This is a genomic window from Plebeiibacterium marinum (assembly GCF_026013615.1).
In the GTDB taxonomy this organism is placed as follows: domain Bacteria; phylum Bacteroidota; class Bacteroidia; order Bacteroidales; family Marinilabiliaceae; genus Saccharicrinis; species Saccharicrinis marinus_A.
In genome coordinates, this window is the sequence record NZ_JAPDPI010000112.1 from 1 (window position 1) to 1,267 (window position 1,267).

The 1,267-nt window shown below is 38.2% G+C and carries 2 protein-coding genes; both read left to right on the forward strand.

Annotation, left to right across the window (positions count from 1 at the left end; all coding sequences use genetic code 11):
* Positions 1 to 243, forward strand: a 243-nt coding sequence (locus tag OM074_RS21075) for a hypothetical protein (RefSeq protein WP_301202693.1), incomplete at its 5' end; no start/stop codon positions are given.
* A 101-nt stretch (positions 244 to 344) separates the two neighbouring features.
* A complete protein-coding gene (locus OM074_RS21080; RefSeq protein ID WP_301202694.1) occupies positions 345 to 1,145 on the forward strand; it encodes a hypothetical protein in 801 nt (266 codons plus the stop codon).
* Positions 1,146 to 1,267 lie beyond the last annotated feature (122 nt).

Here is a 1,267-nt window from a genome sequence, read left to right on the forward strand (position 1 = left end):
GGGCATCGCCCCTTGAAAATACCAAGCTGTAAATATCAGGCTGTAAGTCTGAAACAAATAATTAATGCCAGGGAAACCTTGTCGCAGATTGCAGGGGATTTTCCCCGGTTAGGGAAACCTTGCTGCAGGTTGCAGGGGACTTTCCCCAGTTGGGGAAACCTTGCTGCAAGTTGCAGGAGACTTTCCCCAGTTGGGGAAACTTTGCTGCAAGTTGCAGCAATGCCTATATCAGAAATGGGTTGACTTTACTACGTTTGAGTATTATCAGAAATGGGTTGACTTTACTACGTTTGAGTATTACTTTGAGGAAAGCCATATGGGTGTAAGTTATAAAGCATAGAATTATGGAAAAAAGTCAAATGAAAGAAAAGGTTTCAGTTATTGCAGCTGGATTGATATTGCTTTCTGTACTTCTAATGATAATAGTATTACCAGGGATTTATACTAAAACATTAGAATATAAAAACAATATAGGTGCAGGAATCGGAATATTATTGGCAATTATGTTTCGTTTGCTGTTGTTCTTTTGGTACCGTTCAGTTATTAAAAAAAACAGGCGTGATGGAAAACGAAGAGTAACAGGTTATCTCCTTATCGCTATTTTTCTGTTCATATTAGGCACAATCTACTCGGATGGTGCTTTTTCGTACCTTAATAATTATGATATCCTTTATGTATCCCGTTTGATGTTTGCAAGTGTTTTTTGTGATTTAATAGCTGCCATACTTACTTTCGTGGCTATTTTTATAAATCGCAAAAGAGAAGAGGAAAAATCGGTTTTTGCAGAAATTCCTGCTTGGGCATTGGCTTTAATCGTTTTTATTGTGTCTGTGCCACTTTCTTTTACAACATATATTCCGGGTATTGAATTAACAGGCATGATTCTTTATTGTGTTGCGATCGTTACCGCTTGTTTTTTTATCTGTAGGAAGTATCCCCAAAGTGTTTGGTATACTTTGTTAATTTCTAATGCAGTAGGTATACTGGCAATTATCCAAATGATTCTTTTAACCGTTTTAAAACCGGATAATGTTCCCGGTCAGTTTATGTCAGCTGGGCGATGGATCTTTTGGATTTGTTGCTTGCTATTGTCTATATCGGGGGCCATTGTTGGAGCTAAAATAGGAAGACGTAAAGTTATCTAGCTGGAATAGACATGTAATATGACTATATAGTTCCTGCAAGAAAACTCATGATTCCTACGCTCACCCCTTTGATTCCCCTAAAGGGGAAAACTCCAACGCACTGTGCGGAAGCAACTTCCCCT